Source organism: Phenylobacterium sp. (assembly GCF_016124325.1).
In the GTDB taxonomy this organism is placed as follows: domain Bacteria; phylum Pseudomonadota; class Alphaproteobacteria; order Caulobacterales; family Caulobacteraceae; genus Phenylobacterium.
On sequence record NZ_WGNY01000011.1, the window covers coordinates 108,718 to 130,888 of the forward strand.

26 protein-coding genes are annotated in these 22,171 nt (G+C 71.2%); 13 read left to right on the forward strand and 13 right to left on the reverse strand.

The genetic code is table 11. The features are described 5' to 3' along the window. Positions 1-73 precede the first annotated feature (73 nt). Positions 74-1,321: a UbiH/UbiF/VisC/COQ6 family ubiquinone biosynthesis hydroxylase gene (locus tag GC203_RS05565; protein ID WP_293452165.1), complete on the reverse strand. Its 1,248-nt coding sequence runs from the start codon at positions 1,319-1,321 to the stop codon at positions 74-76. Positions 1,322-1,419: 98 nt separating this feature from the next. Between GC203_RS05565 and GC203_RS05570 the strand changes: the two genes are divergently transcribed. Continuing rightward, positions 1,420-1,770, forward strand: coding sequence for a hypothetical protein (locus GC203_RS05570; RefSeq protein WP_293452168.1), 351 nt, complete (start codon positions 1,420-1,422; stop codon positions 1,768-1,770). On the opposite strand, the gene GC203_RS05575 is transcribed toward GC203_RS05570, so the two are convergent. Next, positions 1,733-2,554: an enoyl-ACP reductase gene (locus GC203_RS05575; protein ID WP_293452171.1), complete on the reverse strand. Its 822-nt coding sequence runs from the start codon at positions 2,552-2,554 to the stop codon at positions 1,733-1,735. The two genes, GC203_RS05570 and GC203_RS05575, sit on opposite strands and share 38 nt — an antisense overlap. Positions 2,555-2,701: 147 nt before the next feature. Here GC203_RS05575 and GC203_RS05580 point away from each other — a divergent pair, with 147 nt between their 5' ends. Further along, on the forward strand, positions 2,702-4,474 hold the full coding sequence (locus GC203_RS05580; RefSeq protein ID WP_293452174.1) for a chloride channel protein: 1,773 nt from the start codon (positions 2,702-2,704) through the stop codon (positions 4,472-4,474). 17 nt (positions 4,475-4,491) lie between these two features. Here GC203_RS05580 and GC203_RS05585 read toward each other — a convergent pair whose 3' ends face one another. Genes GC203_RS05585 through GC203_RS05600 form a run of 4 tightly spaced genes read right to left on the reverse strand, consistent with a single transcriptional unit; the run spans position 4,492 to position 6,973 of the window. Further along, positions 4,492-4,665: an oxidoreductase-like domain-containing protein gene (locus tag GC203_RS05585; protein ID WP_293452177.1), complete on the reverse strand. Its 174-nt coding sequence runs from the start codon at positions 4,663-4,665 to the stop codon at positions 4,492-4,494. Beyond that, positions 4,662-5,867, reverse strand: a complete 1,206-nt coding sequence (gene fabB / locus GC203_RS05590; RefSeq protein ID WP_293452180.1) for a beta-ketoacyl-ACP synthase I — start codon at positions 5,865-5,867, stop codon at positions 4,662-4,664. Before fabB ends, GC203_RS05585 begins: the two co-directional genes overlap by 4 nt. 24 nt (positions 5,868-5,891) lie before the next feature. Next, a complete protein-coding gene (gene fabA, locus GC203_RS05595) occupies positions 5,892-6,407 on the reverse strand; it encodes a 3-hydroxyacyl-[acyl-carrier-protein] dehydratase FabA (RefSeq protein ID WP_293452183.1) in 516 nt (171 codons plus the stop codon). 53 nt (positions 6,408-6,460) lie between these two features. After that, positions 6,461-6,973: an SH3 domain-containing protein gene (locus GC203_RS05600; protein WP_293452186.1), complete on the reverse strand. Its 513-nt coding sequence runs from the start codon at positions 6,971-6,973 to the stop codon at positions 6,461-6,463. A 109-nt stretch (positions 6,974-7,082) separates the two neighbouring features. On the opposite strand from GC203_RS05600, the gene GC203_RS05605 reads away from it, so the two are divergent. Next, positions 7,083-8,069, forward strand: a complete 987-nt coding sequence (locus GC203_RS05605; protein WP_293452189.1) for a D-glycerate dehydrogenase — start codon at positions 7,083-7,085, stop codon at positions 8,067-8,069. Between the two features lie 121 nt (positions 8,070-8,190). Here GC203_RS05605 and GC203_RS05610 read toward each other — a convergent pair whose 3' ends face one another. The 3 genes from GC203_RS05610 to moeB all read right to left on the reverse strand — a co-directional run bounded on the left by GC203_RS05610 (position 8,191) and on the right by moeB (position 10,865). Beyond that, a complete protein-coding gene (locus GC203_RS05610; protein WP_293452192.1) occupies positions 8,191-9,384 on the reverse strand; it encodes a cation:proton antiporter in 1,194 nt (397 codons plus the stop codon). Between the two features lie 81 nt (positions 9,385-9,465). Next, positions 9,466-10,125: an O-methyltransferase gene (locus GC203_RS05615; protein ID WP_293452194.1), complete on the reverse strand. Its 660-nt coding sequence runs from the start codon at positions 10,123-10,125 to the stop codon at positions 9,466-9,468. After that, positions 10,122-10,865, reverse strand: coding sequence for a molybdopterin-synthase adenylyltransferase MoeB (gene moeB / locus GC203_RS05620; RefSeq protein ID WP_293452196.1), 744 nt, complete (start codon positions 10,863-10,865; stop codon positions 10,122-10,124). Before moeB ends, GC203_RS05615 begins: the two co-directional genes overlap by 4 nt. A 52-nt stretch (positions 10,866-10,917) precedes the next feature. Between moeB and hslV the strand changes: the two genes are divergently transcribed. From hslV to GC203_RS05640, 4 genes are all read left to right on the forward strand, one after another. After that, entirely contained in the window at positions 10,918-11,466 is a 549-nt protein-coding gene (gene hslV / locus GC203_RS05625) for an ATP-dependent protease subunit HslV (protein WP_293452198.1), read from the forward strand. Between the two features lie 296 nt (positions 11,467-11,762). Next, entirely contained in the window at positions 11,763-12,647 is an 885-nt protein-coding gene (locus tag GC203_RS05630) for a DUF4440 domain-containing protein (protein ID WP_293452200.1), read from the forward strand. 18 nt (positions 12,648-12,665) lie between these two features. Next, positions 12,666-13,970 (forward strand): ATP-dependent protease ATPase subunit HslU, encoded by a 1,305-nt coding sequence (gene hslU, locus GC203_RS05635; RefSeq protein ID WP_293452203.1) that lies wholly within the window; start codon positions 12,666-12,668, stop codon positions 13,968-13,970. After that, on the forward strand, positions 13,970-14,722 hold the full coding sequence (locus tag GC203_RS05640) for a hypothetical protein (RefSeq protein ID WP_293452206.1): 753 nt from the start codon (positions 13,970-13,972) through the stop codon (positions 14,720-14,722). Before hslU ends, GC203_RS05640 begins: the two co-directional genes overlap by 1 nt. 18 nt (positions 14,723-14,740) lie before the next feature. Here GC203_RS05640 and GC203_RS05645 read toward each other — a convergent pair whose 3' ends face one another. Then, on the reverse strand, positions 14,741-15,214 hold the full coding sequence (locus tag GC203_RS05645; protein ID WP_293452209.1) for a DUF2244 domain-containing protein: 474 nt from the start codon (positions 15,212-15,214) through the stop codon (positions 14,741-14,743). 133 nt (positions 15,215-15,347) lie between these two features. On the opposite strand from GC203_RS05645, the gene GC203_RS05650 reads away from it, so the two are divergent. The 3 genes from GC203_RS05650 to nth all read left to right on the forward strand — a co-directional run bounded on the left by GC203_RS05650 (position 15,348) and on the right by nth (position 17,556). After that, a complete protein-coding gene (locus tag GC203_RS05650) occupies positions 15,348-15,914 on the forward strand; it encodes a DJ-1/PfpI family protein (protein ID WP_293452212.1) in 567 nt (188 codons plus the stop codon). A gap of 7 nt (positions 15,915-15,921) precedes the next feature. After that, positions 15,922-16,695 carry an SDR family NAD(P)-dependent oxidoreductase gene (locus GC203_RS05655; RefSeq protein ID WP_293452215.1) on the forward strand — a complete coding sequence of 258 codons (774 nt, stop codon included), beginning with the start codon at positions 15,922-15,924 and terminating at the stop codon, positions 16,693-16,695. Between the two features lie 180 nt (positions 16,696-16,875). Continuing rightward, positions 16,876-17,556, forward strand: a complete 681-nt coding sequence (nth, locus tag GC203_RS05660; RefSeq protein WP_293452218.1) for an endonuclease III — start codon at positions 16,876-16,878, stop codon at positions 17,554-17,556. Here the strand turns inward: nth and GC203_RS05665 are convergent. The 3 genes from GC203_RS05665 to GC203_RS05675 form a co-directional block, all read right to left on the reverse strand. Next, a complete protein-coding gene (locus GC203_RS05665) occupies positions 17,553-18,716 on the reverse strand; it encodes a glutathionylspermidine synthase family protein (RefSeq protein ID WP_293452220.1) in 1,164 nt (387 codons plus the stop codon). The two genes, nth and GC203_RS05665, sit on opposite strands and share 4 nt — an antisense overlap. A gap of 219 nt (positions 18,717-18,935) precedes the next feature. Continuing rightward, entirely contained in the window at positions 18,936-19,688 is a 753-nt protein-coding gene (locus GC203_RS05670) for a PspA/IM30 family protein (RefSeq protein WP_293452222.1), read from the reverse strand. A 20-nt stretch (positions 19,689-19,708) separates the two neighbouring features. Beyond that, positions 19,709-20,374 carry a DUF2170 family protein gene (locus GC203_RS05675; protein WP_293452224.1) on the reverse strand — a complete coding sequence of 222 codons (666 nt, stop codon included), beginning with the start codon at positions 20,372-20,374 and terminating at the stop codon, positions 19,709-19,711. Between the two features lie 82 nt (positions 20,375-20,456). Here GC203_RS05675 and GC203_RS05680 point away from each other — a divergent pair, with 82 nt between their 5' ends. From GC203_RS05680 to GC203_RS05690, 3 genes are read left to right on the forward strand one after another with little or no spacing between them, the layout of a single operon-like run. Then, entirely contained in the window at positions 20,457-21,098 is a 642-nt protein-coding gene (locus tag GC203_RS05680) for a DUF2491 family protein (RefSeq protein ID WP_293452415.1), read from the forward strand. A 45-nt stretch (positions 21,099-21,143) separates the two neighbouring features. Then, positions 21,144-21,560 carry a DUF350 domain-containing protein gene (locus tag GC203_RS05685; protein ID WP_293452227.1) on the forward strand — a complete coding sequence of 139 codons (417 nt, stop codon included), beginning with the start codon at positions 21,144-21,146 and terminating at the stop codon, positions 21,558-21,560. Between the two features lie 5 nt (positions 21,561-21,565). Then, complete coding sequence (locus tag GC203_RS05690) at positions 21,566-22,171, forward strand: DUF1190 domain-containing protein (protein WP_293452230.1); 606 nt, start codon at positions 21,566-21,568, stop codon at positions 22,169-22,171.

Here is a 22,171-nt window from a genome sequence, read left to right on the forward strand (position 1 = left end):
AGATCTGGATCCCGGCCTTCGCCGGGATGAGCGGACGACACTGAGTTGGCTGGTCGCAGCCTGAATCCGGCCCCTACAGCGCCTCGCCGCGCAGCAGCCGCGGCAGGTCGCCCACCGCGCCGCCGGCCTCGTGCATGAAGAAGCGCCGCGCCGGACCGATCCGGTTGACCGCGGCCATGCCGGCGCCGCGGGCCAGCCGCAGCAGCGGGTTGTCGTTGGAGAACAGGCGGACGAAGGCGTCCATGCCGGCCGAGAGCGTGACGGTGTCGAACCGCCGCCACGCCGCATAGCGCTCCAGCACCGCCTCCGAGCCGGGGTCCTCGCCCAGCCGGACGGCCTCGACCAGCACCTCGGCCAGGGCCGCGGCGCCCTTCAGGCCCAGGTTCAGCCCCTGCCCCGCGATCGGGTGGACGCCGTGGGCGGCGTCGCCCAGCAGGGCCGCCCGCGGGGCGCAGAACCGCTCGGCGAGCTGCAGGCTGAGCGGATAGGCGAACACCGGGCCTTCCACCGAGATGGCGCCCAGGAACTCGCCGAAGCGCCGCTCCAGGTGCGCCTGGAACACCTCGGGCCGCGCGGCCTTCAGCGCCGCGCCGCGCGCGTCGCTCTCGGTCCAGACCAGGCTGGCGCGGTTGTCGGTCAGCGGCAGGATGGCGAACGGCCCCGACGGCAGGAAATATTCGTGGGCCACGCCCTCGTGCGGCCGCTCCAGGCGCACGGTGGCCACCACGCCGGTCTGGCGGTAGCCCCAGCCGACCGTCCCGATGCCGGCCGCCTCGCGGATCACCGAGCCGCGGCCCTCGGCGCCCACCGCCACCGGCGCCTCCAGCACCCGGCCGTCGGCCAGGGTCACCCGCGCCGCGCGGGCGTCGAAGGCGGCCGAGGCCACGCGCGCCGGGGCCAGCACCTCGATCCCGGCCTCGGCGACGGCGGCGGCCAGGGCGGCGCGGACGTGGCGGTTCTCCAGCAGGTAGCCCAGCGGCTCGCCCTCGGAGCGGTCGGCGATCTCGGCCGACTCGAAACGCAGGAAGAACGGCAGGGTCGATCCGGCCGCCGCGCCCGGCGTGGTGGCGTCGGTCACCAGGATCTGCTCGATCCGCTGGGCGTGCGGCTCCAGCGCTTCGGCGAGGCCCAGGGCCCGCCACTGGCGGAAGGCGGCGTAGGCGATGGCCCAGGCGCGGCCGTCGAAGGTCGGCGCCAGCTGGGCGTCGAACGCCACGGGGTCGATCAGCACCGGCTCCAGGCCCGCCCGCTTCAGGGAAAGGGCCAGGGTCGCGCCCGCCACGCCGGCGCCGGCGATGATCACGTCGTAGGCAGTTCCCATGGCCGCGATAGGCCACGAAGCCGCCGCCGCGTCCAGCGCCGGAAAGTAACGCTGTCTCCTAACAGGGTCTTAAAGCCGCCGGCTCAGGGCCTTGGGCCATGCGCCGGCGCACCCGATCGACGAAACGGCTCCTGGTTGCGGCCGGCCTCTCCGGCGCCCTGATGGCGGCGGCGGTGCTGGTGGGCGTCGACGCGCTCGACACGGGGCAGGCCGCCGCGCCGCTGGGCTGGATCGCCGCCGCCGACGCGCCGGGCGCCTACTGGGCCTATCTGGGCGCGCTCGCCCTGGCGGGCCTCGCCGCCACGGCGGTCTTCGCCGCCGCCGTCTGGATGCTGGTCTTCGAACTGACGCTGGATCGCGGCGCCGACGCCCATCTGCCGTCGCGGCTGCGGGCCCGGCCGCGGGGCCCGGTCAGGCCTCGCCGGCCTCGTCCTCCGAGAAGCCCATGATGTGGAAGCCGGCGTCGATGTGGACCACCTCGCCGGTGGTCGAACGGCCGAGGTCCGACAGCAGCCACAGCGCCGCCCCCGCGACGCCCTCCATCGAGGTGTCCTCCTTCATCGCCGAGAACGAGCGGCCCTTGCCCAGCAGGGCGCGGCCCCCGGAGATGCCGGCCAGCGACAGGGTCTTCATGGCGCCCGGCGACAGCGCGTTGACGCGAACGCCCTGCGGGCCCAGGTCGCGCGCCGCGTAGCGCACCGACGCCTCCAGCGCCGCCTTGGCCACGCCCATGGTGTTGTAGTTCGGGATCGCCCGCTCCGAGCCCATGTAGGTGAGCGTCAGGATCGAGCCGCCGGCCTCGGGCATCATCGCCGCGGCGCGCCGCGCGCAGTCGACGAAGCTGAACGCCGAGATGTTCATCGCCCGCAGGAAGCCCTCGCGGGTGGTGTTCTCCACGAAGCTGCCCTTCAGCTCGTCCTTGTTGGCGAAGGCGATGGCGTGGACGAAGAAGTCGATGGTCCCGAAGGCGTCCTTCACCGTCGCGAAGGCGGCGTCCATCGCCGCGTCGTCGGTCACGTCCACGGGCGCGAGGGTCTTCACCCCGATGCTCTCGGCCAACGGCTGCACGCGACGCTCCATGCCCGGCAGGTGCAGGAAGGCCATCTCCGCCCCCTGGGCGGCCAGCTGGCTGGCGATGCCCCAGGCGATGGACTGGTGGTTGGCGACCCCGGTGACGACGCCCTTCTTGCCCTTCATCAGGCTTCCGGTCGGCATCTGATACTCGTCGGCCACGTGGCGGTTCTCCCTCGTTTGCCCGCGTTGTGGACGGCGGCGGGCCGAAGGGCAAGCTATCGCCTTCGGCTTCAAATCGCCCTTCTCGGCCGCTATCGCTGCGTCGGCGCGCCGGATCGGCGGCGTCCAGGCGCCATGTCGGAGCCCATGATCGATCTGCCTCCTCTTCCGCGGCCGCAGCCGGTTCGCCTGCTGGCGGCGCTCCGTCGCCGGCTGCGGTCGAGTGAGCTATGGCTGGTGGCGCTGGCCGTGGCGGTGGGCGCGGCGGCGGGGCTGCTTGCCGAGTTCCAGGCGGGCCTCGCTCACGGGATGCAGCGATTTCTCTACGGCCTGAGCGCGGACGCCCGCCTGAGCGCTCAGGCGCGGATCGCGCCGGCCGCGCTGCTCTGGCTGCCGGTCGGGGGCCTGCTGCTGGGCGCTGTCAGCTGGCTCGCGGCCCGTCGGCGTCGCGCGGCCCTGGTCGACGTCGTCGAGGCCAACGCCCTGCACGGCGGCGTGCTCGGGGTCGTCGACAGCCTCATCGTGTGCGGCCAGACCCTGATCTCGAACGGCTTCGGCGCGTCGGTCGGCCTCGAAGCGGCCTACGCCCAGGCCGGCGGCGCGACGGCTTCGGTCGTGGGGCAGCGCCTGCGGCTGCGGCGGCACGACCTGCGGATCATGCTGGGCGCCGGGGCGGGCGCCGCGATCGCCGCGGCCTTCGGCGCGCCGCTGACCGGCGCCTTCTACGCGTTCGAGATCGTGATCGGCTCCTACACGCCCTCGGCCATCGCGCCCGTCGCCGCCGCCTGCCTGGCCGCCGTGCTCACGGCCAAGGCGGTCGGCGGCGCATCCTACAGGATCGACATCCACCCGACCCACGCGCCGGACCTCACCGGCTATCTGCTGTTCGCCGGCCTGGGCCTCGTCTGCGCCCTGGTCGGCATCGCCATCGTCCTGCTCGTCGGCCGCATGGAGCGCGCCGTGCGCGCCTCGCCCATTCCACCCACCCTGCGACCGGCCGTCGGCGGCGCTCTTCTGGCCGGCGTCGCCCTGCTGTCGCCGCAGGCCCTCTCCGCGGGGCACGGCGCCCTGCACGTCGATCTCCTGATCGGCCTGCCCTTGGCGCTCCTCGCCCTGATCTTCGCCCTGAAGACGGCCGGGTCGGTGATCTCCCTGGGCTTCGGGTTCCGGGGCGGCCTCTTCTTCGCCTCGCTGTTCCTGGGCTCCCTGGTCGGCCAGATCTACGCCGGCGCGGTGGACCTCGCCTTCGCGGGCGTGAAGCTCTCCCCCGAGAACGCGGCCCTGGTGGGCATGGGCGCCCTGGGCGTCGCCGTCGTGGGCGGGCCGCTGACGATGTCGTTCCTCGTCCTGGAATCGACGCGGGACTTCGGCGTCGCCGCGGCGACCCTGGCGGCGGCGCTGATCGCCAGCACCGTCGTGCGCGAGCGGTTCGGCTACTCGTTCTCCACGTGGCGGCTCCATCTGCGGGGCGAGACCATCCGCAGCGCGCGCGACGTCGGCTGGATGCGCACCCTGACGGCCGAGCGGATGATGCGGCGCGACGTGCAGCGGCTCCCGGACGACGCCACGGTCGCCGATTTCCGCCGCCGCATCCCGCTGGGGTCGACGTCGCGGGTCATCCTCGAGGACGCCGCGGGTCGCTACGCCGGTCTCGTGATCACCGCCCAGGCCTACGCCGAAGGCCTCGACCCCGAGGCGCCCGTCGCGTCGGTGGCGATCAGTCAGGACCTCGCCCTTTCGCCGGACATGGACGTCGCGGCCGTGATGCGCACGTTCGAGGCCACCGAAACCGAGGAACTGCCGGTCATCGACGCCGACCGGCGCGTGCTCGGCCTCCTGGCCGAGGCGTACGCGACGCGGCGCTATGCCCACGAACTCGAGCGCCGCCACCTGGAGCTTTTCGGCGAAGCGCGATCTTAAGGACCCTGGCGGCCGGCCTACCCGGCGCGGCGCGCCAGCACCTCGGCGGGATCGCCGCCCAGGGCCCGGACGCGCGCCTCCCACCGCTCCAGGGCGTCTTCATAGTAGTCGAAGATGCACGGGCAGCAGCCGCGGCCGCAGCACTCCCACGCCTCGGGCTTGTCGGGCGGGCGCGGGTAGTCCGCGGTCACACCCGCGCCATCACCAGGCAACCGTTGGTCCCGCCGAAGCCAAACGAATTGCTCATCACCGTCTCGATCGGCTTGTCGATGCGCTCGCGCACGATCGGCAGGTCGGCGAAGGCCGGGTCGAGGTTCTCGATGTGGGCGCTCTCGGCGACGAAGCCGTTGTTCAGCATCAGGAGCGAGTAGATCGCCTCCTGCGCCCCCGCCGCGCCCAGGCTGTGGCCAGTCAGCGACTTGGTGGACGAGATCAGCGGGGCCTTGGCGCCGAACACCTCGCGCACGGCCTCCATCTCCTTCACGTCGCCCACGGGCGTGCCGGTGCCGTGCGGATTGAGGTAGTCGATGGTGCGGCCGTCGGCGTTGGCCAGCCGCATGCAGCGCGCCGCGCCCTCGCCCGAGGGGGCCACCATGTCGAAGCCGTCGGAGTTGGCCGCATAGCCTACGATCTCGCCATAGATCTTGGCGCCGCGCGCCTTGGCCCGCTCGTAGTCCTCCAGCACCACGATCCCGGCGCCGCCGGCGATCACGAAGCCGTCACGGTCGGCGTCGTAGGCGCGGCTGGCCGTCTCGGGCCGGTCGTTGAACTTGCTGCTCATGGCGCCCATGGCGTCGAACAGCACCGACAGCGTCCAGTCCAGCTCCTCGGTCCCGCCGGCGAACACCACGTCCTGCTTGCCCATCAGGATCTGTTCGTAGGCCACGCCGATGCAGTGGGTGGAGGTGGCGCAGGCCGAACTGATCGAGAAGTTCAGCCCGCGGATCTTGAACCAGGTCGACAGCGTGGCCGACGGCCCCGAGCTCATCGCCTTGGGCACCGCGAAGGGGCCGACGCGCTTGGGGCCGCGCTCCTTGGCCGTGTGGGCCGCCTCGACGATGGCCCGTGTCGACGGGCCGCCCGCGCCCACGATCAGACCGGTGCGCTCGTGGCTGACCTCGTCCTCGCCAAGGCCGGAGTCGGCGATCGCCTGCTCCATGGCGATGTGGGAGAAGCCCGTGCCCTGGGCCAGGAACCGCGCGGCGCGGCGGTCCACCATCGCCTCCCAGTCGATGCGCGGCGGCGCATGCACCTGGCAGCGGAAGCCCAGCTCGGCGTACTCGGGCGCCGCCGTGACGCCGGACTTCGCTTCACGCAGCGAGGCCAGCACTTCGTTGGTGTTGTTGCCGATGGATGAGACGATCCCCATCCCGGTGACGACGACGCGGCGCATGATTCCTTCCCGAACGCGCGGCGCTTACGGCCGCTGGTATAGACCGACGCGAAGGTCGGTCGCCGTATAGATGGGCTTTCCGTCCGCTTCCAGAACCCCGTCGCCGATGCCCATGACCAGGCGACGGTTGATCACCCGCTTCATCTGAACCTTGTAGGTGACCAGCTTTACGTCAGGTGTCACTTCGCCGGCGAACTTCACTTCACCGCACCCGAGGGCCCGGCCGCGGCCCTTGCCGCCGATCCAGCCCAGGTAGAAGCCGACGAGCTGCCACAGGGCGTCCAGGCCCAGGCTGCCCGGCATCACGGGGTCGCCGATGAAGTGGCAATCGAAGAACCAGAGGCCCGGATGAATGTCGAACTCGGCCTCGATATAGCCCTTGCCGTGCTCGCCGCCCTCGTCGGTGATCTTGGTCATGCGGTCGAACAGCAGCATGGGCGGCGCGGGAAGCTGGGCGTTGCCCGGCCCGAACATCTCGCCCCGCGCGCAGGACATCAGCTCCTCGAAGTCGTAGTGATCCTTGGCCTTTACGGCGGTCATGAGCATTTCCGATCCAGTGCGGCGGACGGCCTACCACAGCCCGTCATGACGCCTCAACGGCATTGCGGCGCCTCGGCGGTGCCCCAGAGCGCGCCTTCGCGCACCCATCCGGCGACGCCGTCGGCCTTCACCTTGCACCATCCCTTCTCGCAGCGCACCAGCGAGGCCATGGCGCGAGCGCCCAGGAAGGCGGCCGGTTCCGACCCCGCCTTGGGCCGATGCGAGAGGGCCTGGGGCCGGGCGCCCATGTTGATCACGTTGCGCCGTCCGTCGGTCGTCCGCTTGTGCACCCAGGCGATGCGGCCCTCCGGATCGCAGATCCGCCGCCACTCGCTGGTCTCGGCCACCACCTGCAGCGGCAGGCCCCGCACCTTGTAGACGTAGAGCAGGCGATGGTCGTTGCCCGGCCCGGCGCGGGCGTTCACCGTGCCGAACTTCAGGGTGACGTAGCGCGGCACGGGATAGCCCGAGGGCGTCGTCCGGTCGGCCGCAAAGGCGCCCGCGCCCGCCGCCAGGACGACGGCCGCGCCGCCCGCCGCCGCCAACTGCCGAAAATCCAACTTCACGCCTCGCCCTGATCCTCGCCTTGGCCGTACGAGGGGCCTTTGCTAAGGGTTCCGCAATTCAACGCGCGCCCGAGGCGGCGCAGGAAACATCCCTTTCTCCCGTAGGCGCATGCCCACTCGCAAGCCGAAAGTCATCGTGACGCGCAAGCTGCCGGATCCGGTCGAGACCCGGATGCGCGAGCTGTTCGACACCGAACTCAACGTCGCCGACGAGCCGTTCACCCGAAAGGGGCTGATCGAGGCGGTCGGGCGCTGCGACGTGCTGGCCTCCACGATCACCGACAAGATCGACGCCAGCCTGATCGAGAAGGCGGGGGACCAGCTCAAGCTGATCGCCAACTTTGGCGCCGGCGTCGATCACATCGACGTGGCCGCCGCCAACGCCAAGGGCGTCATCGTCACCAACACGCCGGGCGTGCTCACCGACGACACCGCCGACCTGACCATGACGCTGATGATGGCCACGCTGCGGCGGGTGATCGAGGGCGCCAACGCGGTCCAGGCCGGCCAGTTCACCGGCTGGGCGCCCACCTGGATGCTGGGCCGGCGCATCACCGGCAAGCGGCTGGGGATCATCGGCATGGGCCGCATCGGCTCGGCGGTCGCCCGCCGCGCCCGGGCCTTCGGCCTGCAGATCCACTACCACAACCGCAAGCCCGTCAGCCCGCGCGTGTCCGACGAGCTGGAGGCCACCTACTGGGACAGCCTCGACCAGATGCTGGCCCGCATGGACATCATCTCGGTGCACTCGCCGCACACCCCGGCCACCTACCACCTGCTTTCGGCGCGCCGGCTCAAGCTGCTGCAGCCGCACGCGGTGGTGATCAACACCGCCCGCGGCGAGATCATCGACGAGCAGGCCCTGGCCGAGCTCCTGGAAGGCGGCGCCATCGCCGGCGCGGGCCTCGACGTGTTCGAGCACGAGCCCCGGATCAATCCCAAGCTGCTCAAGCTGCCCAACGCCGTCCTGCTGCCGCACATGGCCTCGGCCACGGTCGAGGGCCGGGTCGAGATGGGCGAGAAGGTGATCATCAACATCAAGACCTGGATGGACGGCCACCGCCCGCCCGACCGCGTCCTGCCGCAGATGCTCTGAGGGCCTTCCCGGATCAGGTGGGATCACCTGATCCGGACGAGAAGGCTCGATCTTCAAGATTGTAGAGCCCGTCCGGGCGGGTGAACCGGTATCCACTTCACCCTGACGGGCTCTGAGCGCTTCAGGCCGCCGCTTCCGCCCCTGACTCGGGCCCGCCGCGGCGGTCGGCCAGCCGCAGCAGCAGCGGATTGAGCGCGATCGAGAGGATCGCGGCGGCCACCACCAGGCTCTGGGTGGCGTGGCTCATGGCCTTCAGCGAGACGCCCAGCCCCGCCAGCACGAACGAGAATTCGCCGATCTGCGGCAGGCTGGCGGCCAGCAGGCTGGCGTTGGGCCGGTCCACCCGCGCGATGCGCGCGACGATCAGGGCGGCCAGGGCGCCCGAGGCCAGCACGATCGCCACCACGCCGGCCAGGGCCAGGGGCTGGCGCAGCAGGATGCGCGGGTCGAACAGCATCCCCACCGACACGAAGAACAGCACGGCGAAGGCGTCGCGCAGCGGCAGCGAGCGCTCGGCCGCCGCATGCCCAAGGGACGAGCCGTTCAGCACCAGCCCCGCCACGAAGGCGCCGAGCGCGAACGAGGCCCCGAACAGCGCGTAGGCGATCCAGGCGATGCCCAGCGCGATCGCCAGGACGCCCAGGGTGAACAGCTCGCGCGAGCGGGTGTGGGCGATGCGCACCAGCAGCCACGGCAGGGCGCGGCCGCCCACCACCAGCATCAGCCCCACGAAGCCCGCCACCTTCAGCAACTGCCAGCCGACATCGCGGGCCAGCGCGGCGGGCTCGGTCTGGCCGGTCAGGAACAGCGGCAGCAGGACCAGCGCAACCACCACGATCAGGTCCTGGACCACCAGCCAGCCGATCGCGATGCGGCCGGCCTCGCTCTTCATCGCCTTGCGCTCCTCCAGGGTGCGCAGCACCACGACCGTCGAGGCCACCGAAAGGCACAGGCCCAGCAGCAGGCCCTCGACGCCCGGCAGGCCCAGGGCCACGGCCAGGCCCCATCCCAGCGCCGTCGCCAGGCCCATCTGGATGAGCGCCCCCGGCGCGGCCACCTTGCGCACGCTGAGCAGGTCCTGCGGCGAGAAATGCAGGCCGACCCCGAACATCAGCAGGATCACGCCCACCTCGGCGAGCTGGGCCGCGATCCCGCCGTCGGCCACCCAGCCCGGCGTGAACGGGCCGACCACCACGCCCGCCATCAGGTACCCCACCAGGGGCGACAGCCGCAGCCGCCGCGCGGCCATGCCGAAGGCGAACGCCAGCACGAAGCCGGCCACGAGCGTGAGAATCAGCGAGTCGCCGTGCGGCATCGAAACTCCGGAGGTGCGAGGGAAGACGGTGGTGCGGCCTTCGCCGCCGAAGCGCAACCCCCGCCCCGCCGCAACGCCAGCCTAGGCGACGACGCGCGCCAGGCAGAAGCCGTCCCAGCCCTTCGATCCCACCGTCTGCACGGCGCAGGCCTCGACGCGCGGCTCGGCGGCGATCGCTTCGAACATCCGCCGCGTCCCCTGGATCGCCGCATCGGCGCTGTCGCCCGACGCGATCCCGCCGTTCCGGACCACATTGTCGATCACGATGACGCCGCCCGGCCGGGTCAGCTTCAGCGCCCAGTCGAAATAGCCCGGGTTCGACGGCTTGTCGGCGTCGATGAAGACGAAGTCGAACGGCCCCTCGACATCCGGCAGCAGGTCCAGCGCGCGGCCCACCCGCACCTCGCACAGGCCGCCGACGCCGGCCCGGTCCAGGTTCTTCCGCGCCACCTCGGCGTGGCCCGGATCGTACTCCAGGCTGAGCAGCCGCCCGTCGGCCGGCAGGGCGCGGGCGAGCCAGATGGTCGAATAGCCGCCCAGCGTGCCGATCTCGAGGATCCGCCGCGCCCCGGCCATCTGCGCCAGCAGCATCAGCAGCTTGCCCTGGTTGGGCGCCACATTGATCGCCGGCAGGCCCGCCGCCTCGCTGGCCGCCAGCGCCGCCTCCAGCACGGGATCGGGCGGCTGCAGGGCCGCCACCAGATAGTCGTCGACCTGCGACCAGGCCTGGGCGTTCGTCATTCGGAGCCTCCGCACACCGGGCATTCGGGATCGCCCGCCACCCGCACCGTCCGCGTCTCGCCGGCCAGGGCGTCGTAGATCAGCAGCCGGCCCGCCAGGGCCTCGCCCGCGCCGGTCAGCAGCTTGATCGCCTCCAGCGCCATCATCGAGCCGATCACCCCGGCCAGCGCTCCGATCACGCCGACGGCCGTGCAGGTCTCGGCCTCGGGCGGGATCTCCGGCACCAGGCAGCGGTAGCAGGGCTTGCGGCCGAACACGCCCACCTGGCCGGTCCACCGCCCGATCGCGCCCGAGACCAGCGGCTTACCGTGGGCCACGCAGGCGGCGTTGACGCAGAAGCGCACGCCGAAGTCGTCGGTGCCGTCCAGCACCAGGTCGACGCCCTCCACCAGCGCGCCGGCCGTGGAGTCGTCGAAGGCGCCGTTGAAGGCCGTCACCGCCACATTGGGATTGAGCGCCGTCAGGCGCGCCGCGGCGGCCTCGGCCTTGGGCCGCCCCACATCGTCCTCGGTGTAGATCACCTGGCGCTGCAGGTTGGAGCGGTCGACCACATCCGGATCGGCCAGGATCAGCGACCCCACGCCCGCCGCGGCGAGGTAGAGCGAAACCGGCGCGCCCAGGCCGCCCGCGCCCACCACCAGGACCCGCGCGGCCTTCAGCTTCTGCTGGCCCGGTCCGCCCACTTCCCGCAGCACCAGATGGCGGGCGTAGCGTTCGATCTCTTCGTCGGTGAAGGACATTCGTTCGCCTCAGGCGCTTGACCGCCGCGGCCCGGCTGCTCACATCGCGCCGATGTCGAATACCTCAGCGTTTCCCGATTGGCACGGGACCACGATCCTCGCCGTGCGCAAGGCCGGCAAGACCGTGGTGGCCGGCGATGGTCAGGTGTCCATGGGCCAGACGGTCGTCAAGGGCACGGCGAAGAAGGTGCGCACCCTCGCGGGCGGCCGGGTGATCGCGGGCTTCGCCGGCTCGACCGCCGACGCCTTCACCCTCATCGAGCGGCTGGAAGCCAAGCTGGAGCAGTACCCCGAGCAGCTGGCCCGCGCCTGTGTCGACCTCGCCAAGGACTGGCGCACCGACCGCTACCTGCGCCGGCTGGAGGCCATGCTGATCGTGGCCGACAGGACCAGCATCTTCACGGTCACCGGCGTCGGCGACGTGCTGGAGCCCGAGCACGGGGTGGCCGCCATCGGCTCGGGCGGCAACTACGCCCTGGCCGCGGCCCGCGCCCTGATCGACACCGATCTCGACGCCGAGGCCGTGGCCCGCAAGGCCATGGCGATCGCCGCCGACATCTGCGTCTACACGAACGGCGAGCTGACGGTGGAGATGCTCTGAGCGCCGGCCCTCCCTTCGGCCCTACCTTCGGCCGTCATCCCGGCCGGAGCGCGCAGAGCCGCGGGCCAGCCGCTCAGACTGCGAAGCCGCATTCCCGAAACGTCGAGGGCGCGGCGGCTGGGTCCCGGATCTTCGGGCGGCGCGCGCCCTGCGTCCGGGATGACGGAGGGGGTCGACCGTCAGCAGCGCCATATTGACCGCCTACAGGAATGATCGCGATTTGCGGTACGCTTGGCCGCAATTGCGCGACCAATGTTAGATCGCGCCATCGCCCTCCCAACGCCGCCACGCCACACATGACTCCGTCCCGCATCCTCGCCGCCGCCGCGCTGCTGGCGGCCTCCCCCGCCCTCGGCGCCCCGGTCGATCCCGCGCCTGTCGTCGCCGCCGAGCGCGCCTTCGCCGCCGACGGGCTGGAACTGGGGATCCAGGCCAGCTTCCTGAAGCACTCGGCCGACGAGGCCATCGTGCTGGCGCCCGAGCCGGTGCTGGCCCACGCCGTCTATGGAAAGCCCCGGCCCAAGGGCAAGCCGCTGGTCTGGTGGCCGCTGTGGGCCGGCGTCGCGAAATCGGGCGACCTGGGCTTCACCACCGGCCCCTACACCTACGACGGCAAGGCGGGCGGCTATTACTTCACCATCTGGGCCCGCCAGCCTGACGGCGCGTGGAAGTGGCTGTTCGACGGCGGCCCGCCCAGCGACACGACCGGCGCCGCGCCACAGGGGTCTGACGTCGCCTACGCCCGCCCCGCGGCCAGGGCGGCCGGCTCGGCGGCCAAGGCCATGACCGAGGTCACAGCCGCCGAGACCGCGCTGCGCGACGCCGCCGCCCAGGACCTGAAGGCGGCCTATCTCGCCGTGGTGGCCGACGACGGCCGCATCGTCGGCTCCGAAGCGGCGCCGCCCACCAGCCGCGCGGACATCGAGGCCGAACTCGCCCGCCGTCCGGCCAAGGCGTCGTTCTCGCCCCTGGGCGGGCGGGCGTCCAAGGCCGGCGACTTCGTCTGGACCTACGGCCTGGTCCAGTGGACCGGCGCGGACGGGGCCGATCAGCGGGCCCACTACGTGCGGGTCTGGCGCGACGACAAGCCGGGCTGGCGGCTGCTGTTCGACGAGATCCTGCCCGCTCCGCCGCTGAAAACCCCGCCCGTGAAGCCGGAGACGTCGTCAGGCGGCGGCTGACCGATTATCTAGCGCGGTATGACCGAGTTTTCCCCCCGCGAGATCGTCTCCGAACTGGACCGCTACATCGTCGGCCACGCCGAGGCCAAACGCGCCGTGGCCGTGGCGCTTCGCAACCGCTGGCGCCGCCGCCGCGTGCCGGAAGAGCTGCGCGACGAGGTGACGCCCAAGAACATCCTGATGATCGGCCCCACCGGGGTCGGCAAGACCGAGATTTCCCGCCGTCTGGCCAGGCTGGCCCAGGCGCCGTTCCTGAAGGTGGAGGCCACCAAGTTCACCGAGGTGGGCTACGTCGGCCGCGACGTCGACCAGATCGTCCGCGACCTCGTGGAGAGCGCCATCGCCATGGTGCGGGAAAAGCGCCGCGCCGGCGTGCGCGCCCGCGCCGAGGCCGCCGCCGAGGAACGCATCCTGGACGCCCTCACCGGCCCCGGCTCCACCGCCGCCCGCGAGAGCTTCCGCAAGAAGCTGCGGGCCGGCGAGCTGGACGACAAGGAGGTGGAGCTGCAACTGGCCGAGACCGCCTCGCCGTTTCCGATGATGGACCTGCCCGGCCAGCCCGGCGCCTCCATGGGCGTGCTGAACCTGGGCGACATGTTCGGCAAGGCCTTCGGCGGCCGCACCAAGACCCACAAGACCACCGTCCGCGGCGCCTGGGCCCCGCTGATCGCCGAGGAGAGCGACAAGCTGGTCGACCAGGACGCCCTGACCCAGGAGGCCCTGGAGCTGGCCGAGAACCAGGGCATCGTCTTCCTCGACGAGATCGACAAGGTCGCCAGCCGCTCCGAGCGCGCAGGCGCCGACGTCAGCCGCGAGGGGGTGCAGCGCGACCTGCTGCCCCTGATCGAGGGCACGACCGTGTCGACGAAGTACGGCCCGGTGAAGACCGACCACATCCTGTTCATCGCCTCGGGCGCCTTCCACGTGGCCAAGCCGTCCGACCTGCTCCCCGAGCTCCAGGGCCGCCTGCCGATCCGCGTGGAACTGAAGCCGCTGTCCCGCGAGGACATGCGCCGCATCCTCACCGAGCCTGAGGCCAACCTGATCCGCCAGCACCAGGCGCTGATGGAGACCGAGGGCGTGACGCTCGACTTCACCGAGGACGCCATCGACGCCCTGGCCGACGCTGCCGTGGCCGTGAACGGCGCGGTGGAGAACATCGGCGCGCGCCGGCTGCAGACCGTTCTGGAGAAGGTGATGGAGGAGATCAGCTTCACCGCCGCCGACCGCACCGGCGAGACCGTGAAGATCGACGCGGCCTATGTGAACGACCGCATCGGCGAACTGGCCCGCAACGCCGACCTCAGCAAGTTCATCCTGTGATGCGCCGGGCGATCCTTCCAGCCGTGCTGGCCGCGCTCTGCGCCGCGCCGGCCATGGCCGGCGACGACATCCGCTTCACCGCGGCCCCGGGTGATCCGGCCGCGGCTTCGGTCGAGGCGATGGTCCCCGCCGCCAAGGCGCGGATCGAGGGCTTTTTCGGCCAGCCGTTCGGCGAGCCGCTGCACGTGACCCTGGCTTCGGACCGGGCCGCCTTCAACGCCGCCTTTCCCGCCGCCTGGGGCATGAGCCAGACCGAATGCTGGATGGTGGGCGTCGGCGTGGCCGACTTCCTCGTGCTGCTGTCGCCCGCCGACTGGGCGAAGGAGGCCTGCGAGCACGACGCCGCCGACCCGGTCGAGGCCCGCGAGATCCTGACCCACGAGCTGGTCCACATGTACCACGGCCAGCACAACCCCACGCGCGACTTCACCGGCGCGGACGACATCGGCTGGTTCGTCGAGGGCCTGGCCGTGCTGGCGTCGGGCCAGCTCGATGCGAAGCGGCAGGCCGAGGCCGCCCAGGCGATCCGCGACGGCGCGGCGCCGAAGTCGCTGGCGACGGCCTGGTCGGGGCCGCACCGCTACGCCGTGGCCGGCTCGCTCGTTCAGTACGTGGACGAGACCTACGGCCGGGCGACCGTCGTGGCGCTGCTGCCGGCCGTGACCCAGGCCGATGTCCTCGGTAAGCTGGGCGTGACCGAGCCCGAACTGCTGGACCGCTGGAAGGCCTGGGCCCTGAAACGCGCGGGCTAGCGCGCGGCCTGAGGCCCCCTACCCGCCCCGCTTCGCCCGCCAGAGGGCGTCCTCCAGGGCGCGGGCGAACTCGCCGCGTTCGCGCGGGCTGAGGGCGGCGGCCACGAAGGTGCGGCGGCCCGAGAGCGACAGCACCAGCCCGGTCACCCGGTCGTCCTCGTCGCGTTCGGTGGCCACCCGGGTGAAGGCCGTCGGGCTTTCCCAGACCAAGCGCACGCGGCCCCGCGCCTCGTGGGTGACGCGCACCTCGTAGGCGCTGACCTGCACCCGCTCCACCGCCCGCGCGGCGCGGAAGCTGGCCAGGAAGGCGAAGGTGACCGCCAGCACGGCGGCGGCCAGGAACACCGGGACCAGGGTCGCCCCCTGGCTCACGAAGATCAGCGCGCTGGCCAGGTTGATCACCGTGATCACCGAGATCAGCACCACGAACCCGCGGTCCGACAGCGAGCGGTTCTGCTTGATCTCGGCGTCCATGAACAGCGGCTCGCTCATGGGGGGCGACGATAGGCCCGCCGCATGGCGCCGGGAAGGCCGCGCGAAGGCCACAGCGGTGAAACTGGCTCTCCAGCCGGCGGGCCGCCGCCCTCACATGCGCCTTGCCTGAAAGCTAGCCGGAGATGCGGACATGAAGATCGCCTTCGTCGCCTTCGAGGGGTTCACCGACGTGGACCTCTTCATGCCCTGGGACCTGTTCTTCCGGGTCAAGGAGCCGACCTACGCCGCCTATCAGGGCGAGTGGGACGTGCGCATCTGCGCCGACACCGCCTCGATCGGCTCGTACTCCGGCGTCCGCATCGACCGCCACGCGCCCCTGGAGTGGGCGAACGAGGCCGACGCGGTGTTCATCGTCAGCGGCCCCGGCTGCCGGTCCAAGATCAAGGACCCGGCGTTCCTCTCGGCGCTCAGGCTCGACCCGGCGCGGCAGCGGATCGCGGCCATCGATTCCGGCGTGTTGATCCTGGCCGCCCTCGGCCTGCTGGACGGGCTCTCCGCAACCACCTATCCCAGCGTTTTCGGCGAGCTGGAAGCGATGGGCGTGGCCACCGAGCGCAAGCCGATGGTGGTCCACGGCAATCTCGCCACCGGCGGCGGCTGCCTGGCCACCCAGGATCTGGCCGCCTGGATCGTCGAGGGCCTGATCGGCGCCGAGGTGGCGCGGTCGATCGTGGATTCGGTGGCGAAAGTGGAGTGACGAGACGATGAGCGAGACCTGGGCCGCGGGCCGCATCGCGCTGGTGACCGGCGCCACCTCGGGCTTCGGCGAGGCCTTCGCCCGGCGGGTTCTGGCCGGCGGCGGCCGGGTGATCGCCACCGGCCGCCGGGCCGAGCGGCTCGACGCCCTGGCGGCCGAGCTTTCGACCGATCGGCTGCTGACCCGCGTGCTCGACGTCCGCGACCAGGCCTCGATCGACGCCCTGCTCTCGGGCCTGCCGGCGGCCTTCGCCGACATCGACGTGCTCTACAACAACGCCGGCCTCGCCCTGGGCCTGGCCAAGGCGCACCAGACCGACCTGGCCGACTGGGAGACCATGATCGAGACCAACGTCATGGGCCTGGCCCGCGTCACCCGCGCCGTCCTGCCCGGCATGGTCGCGCGCGACCGCGGCGACGTGATGAACATCTCCTCGGTGGCCGCCACCTACCCCTATCCGGGCGGCAATGTGTACGGCGCCACCAAGGCCTTCGTGCGCCAGTTCTCGCTGAACCTGCGCGCCGACCTGATCGGGTCCAAGGTGCGGGTCACCTCCATCGAGCCCGGCATGGCCGAGACCGAGTTCTCGGTGGTCCGCTTCGGCGGCGACGCGGCGGCGGCCTCCAACGTCTACAAGGGCGTCCACGCCATGAGCGCCGACGACGTGGCCCTGGTCTGCGAGAGCGTCCTGAAGCTGCCGGCCCACATCAACGTCAACACCCTGGAGATCATGCCGGTGCAGCAGGCCTTCGGCCCGTTCGCCGTCGATCGGGGCGCTTAGAGGAAGTGCGTCATCCCAGGCCTTGTGCCTGGGATCCCTCTGACAGCTCCCTTTGCGATGACCGTTCCGCGCCGACCGTGCGGCCGATGGAGGGATCCTCGCCACAAGGGCGAGGATGACGGCTCAGGGGTCGGAATTCCAGGATGACACCGAGGGTCGAACCGCGAGAACGTCCGCGCCATGGCCAAGCCCGCGAAGTCCAAGCCGAAGACGCGCCTCTCGCCCGCGGAGAAGGCGCGGATCGCCGAGCTGTTCGACCGCTTCGAGGCCCATGAGTCCGACCCGCGGACCGAGCTTTCGTACGACAGCCCCTACACCCTGGTGGTCGCCGTGGCGCTCTCGGCCCAGGCCACCGACGTCTCTGTCAACAAGGCCACCGACAGGCTCTTCAAGGTCGCCGACACGCCGCAGGCGATGCTGGCGCTGGGCGAGGAGGGCCTGAAGCCCTTCATCTCCTCGATCGGCCTCTACAACTCCAAGGCCAAGAACGTGATCGCCCTGTCGCGCATCCTGATCGAGCAGTACGGCGGCGAGGTGCCGCTGGAGCGCGCGAAGCTCCAGGCCCTGCCCGGCGTCGGCCGCAAGACCGCCTCGGTGGTGCTCAACGAGCTGCGCGTCGAGCCCGCCATCGCCGTCGACACCCACGTCTTCCGCGTCTCCCACCGCCTGGGCCTGTCGAAGGGCAAGACCCCCGACCAGGTCGAGGCCGACCTGATGGCCATCGTGCCCGCGCCCTACCAGACCCGCGCCCACCACTGGCTGATCCTGCACGGCCGCTACGTCTGCGTGGCGCGGCGGCCCAAATGCGCGGACTGCGAGGTCGCCGACCTCTGCCCGTCGCGCCATCTGTTCGTGCCCTAATCCAGGATCGCGTGCGGCACGAAGCGGGAGAGGTTCCGGGTGACCCGGCTCCGGTCCTCCCGGATGCCGATTCCCGCGGGCTCGTCGCCCACGATCCAGGCCCCGATCACCGGGTAGTTCCCGTCCAGCCGCGGCAGGGTGTGGAGCGCCTGGCGCACATGGCCGCCCTCGCCATAGCCCTGGTCCAGCACCTTCGCCCGGCGCCCGCGCGCCACCAGCTCGATGTTCGCGCCCTCGCGGCTGAACAGCGGTTTCCGCACATACGAATTGCCCAGCTCCGCAGAGCGCGGATCGTCCTCGAAGAAGGCCGGCAGCAGGTTGGGGTGGCCCGCGTGGCGGTCCCACAGCAGCGGCAGCATCCCCTTGTTGGACAGCGCCGCCTTCCACGCCGGCTCCAGGAACCGGGTCTTCGAGCCCTTCACCGCGGCGGCGTAGTCCTCGCGGAACATCTCCTCCCACGGATACAGCTTGAACAGCGCGTGGATCAGGTAGTTGTCCTGGTCGACGAAGCGGCCGTCGGCGTCGAGGCCGATGTCGCCCACCGGCACGAACTTCGGCTCGATCCCGGCCTGGCCGGCGATATCCTCCAGGTAGCGGACGGTCTGGCGATCCTCCACCGACTCCGCGTCGCTGGTGAAGTGCACGAACCCGCCCGCCGGGAAGATCGCCCGGAACCGCGCCTCCAGCTTCTCGTGCAGGCTGTTGAACTGGTCGGCGTCGGCCGGCAGCGCGCCGGCGGCGATCATGTCCTCCAGCCAGACCCACTGGAACGCGCCCGACTCGTAGATGCTGGTCGGCGTGTCGGCGTTGTACTCGAACAGCTTGGCCGGCCCCTCGCCGTCGTAGGCGAAGTCGAAGCGGCCGTAGAGGCTCGGGTCGCGCCGCGCCCAGCTTTCGGCCACGTCGTCGCGCGAGCCCTCGGGGATCGCGAGGCGCGCCATCAGGGCCTCGCTCTTCACCACCTCGTCCACGAGGTCGAGGCACATGGCGTGCAGCTCGCGCGCCGGCTCCTCGAGGTCGTCCTCGATCTCCTTCAGGGTGAAGGCGTAGTAGGCCCGCTCGTCCCAGTAGCGCTCGCCGTCGAGATGTCGCCAGGTGAAGCCCAGCGCCTCGGCCTTCTCGTCCCAACCGGGCCGCTCGGCCGTCTTGATGCGTTTCATCCTACCTCCCCCTTCGCGAAGCGATGGCGGGAGGGGGACCGCCCGCCGAGGCCGGCGCATGCCGGCTGGAGAGCGGGGGGTGGAGGGGGCAGGCCGCTCCAGCTGAATGTTGTCTCTTCATGTCCGTACGCCGTGCGTGGGGCTTTCCCCCTCCACCGCCGGCTCTTCGGCCGGCGGTCCCCCTCCCGCCGCGTTCCGCGGGGGAGGTAGGTCGGCTCTTCAGCCCTTCTTCTCGACCGGCTGGTGCTCCAGCTTGAGGTCGGGGGCCGCCAGCTTCATCGGCTCGCCCTCCGGCGCCCTCAGGCGCGCCAGGACGTCGTCGGCCGACTCGACGCCGGGCAGGATGCCGGCGGCCTGCAGCTTGGCGTCGAGGTCGGCGCCCGTGCGGCGGTCCTCCAGCTCCTGGGCGGCCTTGTAGCGCTCCTCCTGGACCGCCTGGCGCTCCTTGATGCGCTTGAGGCTGTCGGCGGCCGAGCCGAGGGCCGCCTGGGCCCCCGCGCCGCGCGAGGCGACGGCGGCCTGCGCCCGCTGGACGCTGTCGTTGACCTTCACCATGTCGATCTCGCGCCGCAGGTTCTCGATCTTCTGCTGCGTGGCGGCGATGGTCTGGTGCAGCTTCTCCTCGGCGACCTTCATCTCGCCCAGCTGCGGGGTCTTCTGGCCGACGTCGCGTTCCAGCTCGGCGATCCGCTGGGCGACCTCGCGCGCCAGCGCCTCGTCGCCCTTGCCCAGCGCCGCGCGCGCCGAGCCCTCGTAGCGGCGGGACTGGTCGCTGAGGCCCTGGATCTCCTTCTCCAGCATGCGCCGGCGCGCCACCAGGGCGGCCAGGTCGTCGCGGGCCTTGTTGAGGGCGTTGTCGGCGTCGCGGATTTCCTGGTCGAGGATGCGCAGCGCGTTGGCGTCCACCACCGCCGCGCCGGCGTCGTGCGCGCCGCCGCGCAGGAGGGTGATCAGCTTTCCGAAGATCGACATGTGAGGATCCTTGTTGGGCGTCAGGCGGCCGAGGCGAAGTCGTCGCGCAGGTCGGAGGCCGCGCGGATGGCGTTCTCGGCCAGCATCCGCAGTTCGATGATCACGGTCTGCAGCGTGGTCTTGCACGACAGTTCGCCGAACAGCTCGTAGTAGTCGCGGCCGGCCACGGTGGTGATGCCGAAGTTCGACAGCGGCACCAGCTTCTGCGCCTTCAGCAGGAAGACGTTGAAGCCGGCCTGGTCCTTCTGTTCGTCGACCGGCCACAGGAGCGCGGACACGACGATTTGTTCGGCCCCGGCCGAAAGGAACACCGGCAGGTCGCCGAATTCATGCATGGTGATCTGCAGGACGGGGTCGGCGCCCTCGACGACCCGCGCCGTCAGTTCGCCCTCGCGCAAGAGCTTCGTTTCGCTCAGCGCGTCCGCCAAACTCTTCACCGACCAATCGGTGTCGATGACATGGTCCATCTGCAACGATCCTCGCGGAGGGTCAGGATTTCTCGACAGCGCCGGTCCGCGGCTCGACGCCGTGATGATCGCACGCGCGGCGGCCTGGATATCGGCCTTGGCCGCAGGGGGGACCCAGAGTTCCAGCTTCACGAGTCCCAGCCGTTGGCGCTCCTCGCGCCATAGCCGGGTCCGCTCCGCGGGGCTCAGGCCCGCCACCTTGTCCTTTGGCCGCCTCATGCGTTCATGGTATGAATACGCGTATATTTGACATCGATCAAGAACCGATTATGCTCCCCGATCGAAAAGGGCTGATGACGTGATCTTCCGGGGACTGTTCGGCGGACGACGCGACGCGGCGGATGAGCAGATCATTCCCGTGGTGCGCAACGTCACCATCGGGCGCACCGTGCGTCTCGACCCGCTGGCGTGGCGCCGGCTGGGGGAGGGCGCGCTGTTCCGGCTCGACACCGATGTCCTGGAGATCGTGGCCCAGGGCCGCATCAACCTGGGCGCCGACGGCTTCGTCCACCGCTTCTACACTGACGACGACCTGATGCTGCAGATGGTCAGCCCCGACGCGATGGGGCAGGGGGCCAACGACTTCACCCTCTTCGGCCCCTGGTCGTCCGCCTATCCGCCCGACGCGGCGGCGAAGCGGCGCTGGAGCGATCGCCTGCGGGCGCGCACCTTCGAGGACGAGGGCCTGCCGGCCTACCGCCGTTTCTGGTTCGGCGACGCCGACGAGCGGCAGGACCCGGTCAGCTTCTGGGAGACGGTCTGGGACGACCGCTCGGGTCTGGCCTTCCGCAAAATCTACCAGACCTGCATGCTCTTCGCCCGCGACCTGCCGGGCGAGGGACGCGAACTGCTGCTCGCGCTCGAGATGGAGCCCGAGAACGGCGACCTCACCCACGAGGTCATGGTCGGTATTCCGCTGAACGTGGGGGAGTTCGAGGCCTGAGGACCCGAACCTCGGGCGCCCGGCCCCTTTGAAGGAAGGACAAGGATGATCTTCGACCCGTACGCCTTCGCCGCCGGCGCGATCAACTTCGGCTTCGCGTTCCTGGCCGCGGGCGGCTTCACCCTGCTCTTCAAGGCGGTCTACCAGGCCATCACCCCGCACAACGAGGGCGCCCTGATCCGCGCCGGCAACACGGCCGCGGCCGTGGCGCTCGGCGGGGCGCTCATCGGCTATGTGATCCCCCTGGCCTCGGCGCTGGCCCAGACCCATTCGCTGCCGGAATTCGTCGCCTGGGCCGCCCTGGCCGGGGTGATCCAGATCGCCGCCTTCTGGGGCGTACGCCGCATCGTGCTGCCCGACGTCTCGGCCCGGATCGAGAAGGGCGAGATGTCGGCGGCGCTCTATCTCCTGTCCATATCCCTGGCGGTGGGCATACTGAACGCCGCCTGCATGACGGCCTAAGACCGATGAAACGCACCAAGAAGCTCGCGCTCGGGACCGCCATGGCGGCGGGCGGCCTGTCGCTCGTGGCCTGCGGCGACAGCGGCTACGACAACGTCCGCATCGAACATCCCGGAAAGTCGGTCGACGCCTACGCCTACCAGTCGCTGCAGGAATGCCTCGACCGCAACGAGGTGCCGGACGAGGCGTGCAGGAAGGCCGAGACCGAGGCGCAGGCCGACGAGGACAAGGCGCCCAAGTACGACCAGCAGGCCTCCTGCGAGGACGTCTACGGCCCCGGCCAGTGCGTGCCGCGGCAGTACGCCAATGGCCACGGCTCGTTCTGGGGCCCGCTGATCACCGGCTTCGTGGTCGGGCGCATGTTCGACGGCGGCTGGGGCGGACGCGGCCTCTACCGCGACTGGCGCGACGGCGGCTACTACACCAGCTCCGGCGGCCGGGTCTGGACCGACTACTCCTCGGGCCGCACCCGGGTGACCCAGCGCGGCTTCGAGCCGCCGGTGGCCGGCGCGCCGCCCAAGCAGATGAGCCGCGCCTCGGTCATCTCCCGCGGGGGCTTCGGCGGCCGGATGAGCAGCCGCAGCTACGGCGGGAGCCACTGGGGCGGGTAG